Annotated in this window: 7 protein-coding genes; 6 read left to right on the forward strand and 1 reads right to left on the reverse strand. The window is 73.4% G+C overall.

The annotated features are described in order from the left end of the window. From F9B16_RS52055 to F9B16_RS49575, 4 genes are all read left to right on the forward strand, one after another. On the forward strand, nt 1-277 hold a 277-nt coding region (locus F9B16_RS52055; RefSeq protein WP_225992670.1), incomplete at its 5' end, for a hypothetical protein. Next, complete coding sequence (locus F9B16_RS49565; RefSeq protein ID WP_151547212.1) at nt 274-711, forward strand: roadblock/LC7 domain-containing protein; 438 nt, start codon at nt 274-276, stop codon at nt 709-711. The genes F9B16_RS52055 and F9B16_RS49565, both read left to right, overlap by 4 nt. 7 nt (nt 712-718) lie before the next feature. Continuing rightward, on the forward strand, nt 719-1,105 hold the full coding sequence (locus F9B16_RS49570; RefSeq protein ID WP_151547213.1) for a DUF742 domain-containing protein: 387 nt from the start codon (nt 719-721) through the stop codon (nt 1,103-1,105). Continuing rightward, nucleotides 1,086-1,676: a GTP-binding protein gene (locus F9B16_RS49575; RefSeq protein WP_151547214.1), complete on the forward strand. Its 591-nt coding sequence runs from the start codon at nt 1,086-1,088 to the stop codon at nt 1,674-1,676. The genes F9B16_RS49570 and F9B16_RS49575 overlap by 20 nt, the downstream gene beginning before the upstream one ends. 47 nt (nt 1,677-1,723) lie before the next feature. Here F9B16_RS49575 and F9B16_RS49580 read toward each other — a convergent pair whose 3' ends face one another. Further along, nucleotides 1,724-2,281, reverse strand: a complete 558-nt coding sequence (locus F9B16_RS49580) for a TetR/AcrR family transcriptional regulator (RefSeq protein ID WP_151547215.1) — start codon at nt 2,279-2,281, stop codon at nt 1,724-1,726. Nucleotides 2,282-2,352: 71 nt separating this feature from the next. Between F9B16_RS49580 and F9B16_RS49585 the strand changes: the two genes are divergently transcribed. Both F9B16_RS49585 and F9B16_RS49590 read left to right on the forward strand, forming a co-directional pair. Continuing rightward, nucleotides 2,353-3,495 carry an acyl-CoA dehydrogenase family protein gene (locus tag F9B16_RS49585; RefSeq protein ID WP_151547216.1) on the forward strand — a complete coding sequence of 381 codons (1,143 nt, stop codon included), beginning with the start codon at nt 2,353-2,355 and terminating at the stop codon, nt 3,493-3,495. Between the two features lie 94 nt (nt 3,496-3,589). Continuing rightward, nucleotides 3,590-3,973 carry a hypothetical protein gene (locus tag F9B16_RS49590; RefSeq protein WP_151547217.1) on the forward strand — a complete coding sequence of 128 codons (384 nt, stop codon included), beginning with the start codon at nt 3,590-3,592 and terminating at the stop codon, nt 3,971-3,973. The last annotated feature ends 45 nt before the right edge of the window (nt 3,974-4,018 follow it).

Raw genomic sequence — 4,018 nt, forward strand, 5'->3', positions numbered from 1 at the left:
CCCCGCCGAGTCGAGCGAGGTGACGGGCCGGCTCCCCCGCCGGGTGCGGCAGCGCAACATGGCGCCGCAGCTGCGCGCGCGGCCCGCGCCGGGCCCCGCGCCGGGGGCGGTCGGCCCCAACGGGGCGTGGGGCCCCGGGCCCGCCGAGGAGTACGACGAGCCGAGCCCGGAGGTCAACCGGGACCTGATGTCATCGCTACAGTCGGGATGGCTTCGGGGCAGGGACGACGACGATCCGGACGATCGCGATCCACGCGATGAATGGGGGCAGGGATGACGCAGCAGGGCCACGCCACCGGAGAGCTGGACTGGCTGCTGGACGATCTGGTCGAGCGGGTCGGGGAGGTGCACCAGGCCGTGCTGCTGTCGCGGGACGGCCTGGTGATGGGCGCCTCCGGCGGGGTGACCCGCAAGGACGCCGAGTTCCTCGCCGCGCTGTCGTCGGGCTTCCACAGCCTGGCCAACGGCGCCCGCGAGCACTTCCAGGCCAAGCAGGTCCGGCAGACGGTCGTCGAGCTGGACGGGCTGCTGTTCTTCGTGATGCCGGCCGGCAACGGCAGCTGCCTCGCGGTGCTGAGCGACGCGGGCGGCAACGCCGGGCTGGTCGCCTACGAGACGACCATGCTGATCAAGCGGGTGCGGCGCCAGCTCGGCACGGCGCCGCGGACGCAGGACGCGCCCGACCCGTCGCAGGCCGGCGCCCCGGGCTGAGCCGGCCGTGGAGACTCCGAGAGAGCGCTGGGTCGGCGCGGACGCCGGCCCGATCGTGCGGCCGTACGCGGTGACCCGCGGGCGCACCCGTCCCCGCGGGATGGACGTCGACCTGGTCACGCTGCTCGTCGCGACGGGCCGCACGCCCGGCGAGCGGGTGTGGCTGTCGCGCGAGCAGCGGCGGCTGCTGGAGCTGTGCCGCCACCCCTCCACCCCCGCCGACCTGGCCTCCGACACCGACCTGCCGCTGCGGGTCGTGCAGATCCTGCTGGCGGACCTGCACCAGTACGGCCTCGTCGAAGAAGTCCCCCAGGCCGAGCCGGCCGGGCGGAGCACCGGCCGTCCCGACCCGAAGATCCTGATGAGAGTGCTCGATGAACTCCGCCGCCTATGACCCCACCGCGCCCGCCGAGGACCTCCCCGCGCACACGCTGAAGATCCTCGTCGCCGGCGGGTTCGGGGTCGGCAAGACGACCCTGGTCGGCGCGGTCAGCGAGATCCGCCCGCTGCGCACCGAGGAGGTCCTGACCGACGCGTCCGTCGGGGTGGACGACCTCGGCGGCGTCGAGCGCAAGACCACCACGACCGTCGCCATGGACTTCGGCCGGCTCACCTTCTCCGGCGGCGTCCGGCTGTACCTGTTCGGGACGCCCGGGCAGGAGCGGTTCTGGTTCATGTGGGACCAGATCGCCTACGGCGCCGTCGGCGCGATCGTGCTGGTCGACACGCGGCGGCTGCCGACGAGCTTCGCCTCCATCGACTTCTTCGAGAACCGGGGCATCCCGTTCGTCGTCGCGGCGAACGTCTTCGACGGCGCGCGCCGCTACACCACCGAGGAGATCGCCGACGCGCTCGACCTGGACCCGGACGTCCCGGTCGTGCTGTGCGACGTCCGGCACTACGACTCGGCCAAGAACGTGCTGATCCGGCTGGTCGAGCACGCCCTGCAGTCGGCCACGGCGTGATCGAACGGCCGTGCGGGCACCGTTCGTGCGGGTGGCGGGGACGCTGATCAGGCGGTCGTGCGGGCGACGATGAGGGCCGCGAGCGCGGCGTAGGCGGCGGAGTCGTCCAGGCCGGTCTGCGCCTTGATCTCGCCGCGGTGGATCGACTCCATCACCTGGCCCGCGACGGCGCCGACGAACTCGGCGTCGGCGCCCGGGGCGGCCTCGCGGACGAGCGCCTGCACGCGCCGCGCCGCGACCAGGATGTTGCGCTTGTAGATCTCGCGGGTCGGGGGGAACGCGTCCAGGTCGGCGAAGAAGGCGGGCGAGGCGGCCGCGAACTCGGCGGAGATCGCGCGCAGGTAGGCGCCGACCCCCTCGCGGGGCTCGGCGCTCGCGTCCACGGCCGCCTCGACCCGTTCGGTGGCGCGGCGGAAGAACGCGCGGACGACGGTCACGATGATCTGCTCGCGGCTGGCCGCGACGGCGTACAGGGTGCTCTTGGAGCAGCGCAGGGCGGCGGCCAGCTCGGCGACGCCGACGCCCGCGAAGCCCCGGTCGAGGAACACCTCGATGAGCCGGTCGACCAGTTCCGCGCGGCGGCGTTCGGCCCGGGTCTCCGTCATCCCGTGACAGTACCAAAAGCGGTTCTCTGGTACTCGTTCTGGTACCGTTCAGGTGGCGAAAGGAGTCGCGCATGCCCGCCACCCGGCACCTGCCCACGTCCGAGTCCGAAGACCTGCTCGCCCTCACCCGCGAAATCGCCGCCAAGGAGCTGGCGCCGCGCGTCGCGGACGCCGAGCGCACGGGCACCTTCCCCCGCGACGTGTTCACCACGCTCGGGCGGGCGGGCCTGCTCACGCTGCCCTTCCCCGAGGAGTTCGGCGGTGGCGGCCAGCCGTACGAGATCTACCTGCAGGTCCTGGAGGAGATCGGCTCGGTGTGGGCCAGCGTCGGCGTGGGCGTCAGCGTGCAGGCGCTGTCCTGCTTCCCGCTGCTCGCCTTCGGCACCGACGAGCAGCGCGCCCGGTGGCTGCCGGACCTGCTCTCGGGCGAGCGGCTCGGCGCGTACTGCCTGTCGGAGGCGCACGCCGGATCCGACCCCGCCGCGATGCGCGCCAAGGCCGTCCGGGACGGCGACTCCTACGTCCTCAACGGCGCCAAGGCGTGGACGACCCACGGCGGCAAGGCCGACTTCTACACCGTCATGGCCCGCACGTCCGACGAGAAGTCCCGCGGCATCTCCTGCTTCTACGTCCCGGCGGACACGCCCGGCCTGGAGTTCGACCAGCCCGAGGACAAGATGGGCCTGATGGGCTCCACCACCGCGACCGTCCGGCTGGAGAACGCGCGGATCCCGGCGGAGCACCTGATCGGCGCCGAGGGGCAGGGTCTGTCGATCGCGCTCGCCGGGCTGGACGCGGGCCGGCTCGGCATCGCCGCCGTCGCCACCGGCCTCGCCCAGGGCGCCCTCGACCACGCCGTCGCCTACGCCAAGGAGCGCGAGGCGTTCGGCAAGCCGATCATCGACCACCAGGGGCTGGCGTTCGTCCTCGCCGACATGGCCGCCGCGGTCGAGTCGGCCCGCGCCACCTACCTGTCGGCGGCCCGGCTGAAGGACGCCGGCCGCCCCTACGGCCGCGAGGCGTCCATCGCCAAGCTCGTCGCCACCGACAACGCGATGAAGGTGACCACCGACGCCGTCCAGGTGCTCGGCGGCGCCGGCTACACCCGCGACTTCCCGGTGGAGCGCTTCATGCGCGAGGCGAAGGTCATGCAGATCTTCGAGGGCACCAACCAGATCCAGCGCCTGGTGATCTCCCGCCACCTCGCCCGCTGACCCGGTTCCGGCGCGCCCCGATCCGCACGCCGTTCCACGCCGTTCTGTACGACGCGTCACAGACCGTCCCCGCGCGGCCGCCTAGCGTCGAAGCATGTGGCAGTTCGTCCTGTGGGGACTCATGGGAGCCGTGGCGAACCGCACGCTGGCCTTCCTCGAGGCGAACCGGCGCGTCGCCCGGCCGCCCTGGAGGTATCCGCGCGGGCCGGGCGGCGGGTACTACCTGTTCGCCTGCGCGCTGCACTGCATGCTCGCCGCGATGGTGACGTCCGCCGCGGCCGCCAGCGACATGATCACCGCGCCCTGGGCGGCGTTCGCGCTCGGCGCGGGCGCCCCGGCGGTGCTGGCCAAGCTCGGCCGGTACGCGCTGCTGGCCTTCCCGCCCGGGCACGTCGACGGGGACGACGACCACGAGGACGAGGACGACGACGGGCCTGACCGGGCCGGACTGACTGGGGGACGCAATGCCGAGTCCTGATCGCGCCTGGCGGCGGCTGCTGGAGGCCTTCTCCGACGCGCCGGC

This window comes from Actinomadura montaniterrae, from assembly GCF_008923365.1.
Taxonomy (GTDB): Bacteria; Actinomycetota; Actinomycetes; order Streptosporangiales; family Streptosporangiaceae; genus Spirillospora; species Spirillospora montaniterrae.

Coding starts and splice junctions, on each gene's coding strand:
- F9B16_RS49565 (WP_151547212.1), top strand. CDS start 274: ATGACGCAGCAGGGCCACGCCACCGGAGAGCTGGACTGGCTGCTGGAC.
- F9B16_RS49575 (WP_151547214.1), top strand. CDS start 1,086: ATGAACTCCGCCGCCTATGACCCCACCGCGCCCGCCGAGGACCTCCCC.
- F9B16_RS49580 (WP_151547215.1), bottom strand. CDS start 2,281: ATGACGGAGACCCGGGCCGAACGCCGCCGCGCGGAACTGGTCGACCGG.
- F9B16_RS49585 (WP_151547216.1), top strand. CDS start 2,353: ATGCCCGCCACCCGGCACCTGCCCACGTCCGAGTCCGAAGACCTGCTC.
- F9B16_RS49590 (WP_151547217.1), top strand. CDS start 3,590: ATGTGGCAGTTCGTCCTGTGGGGACTCATGGGAGCCGTGGCGAACCGC.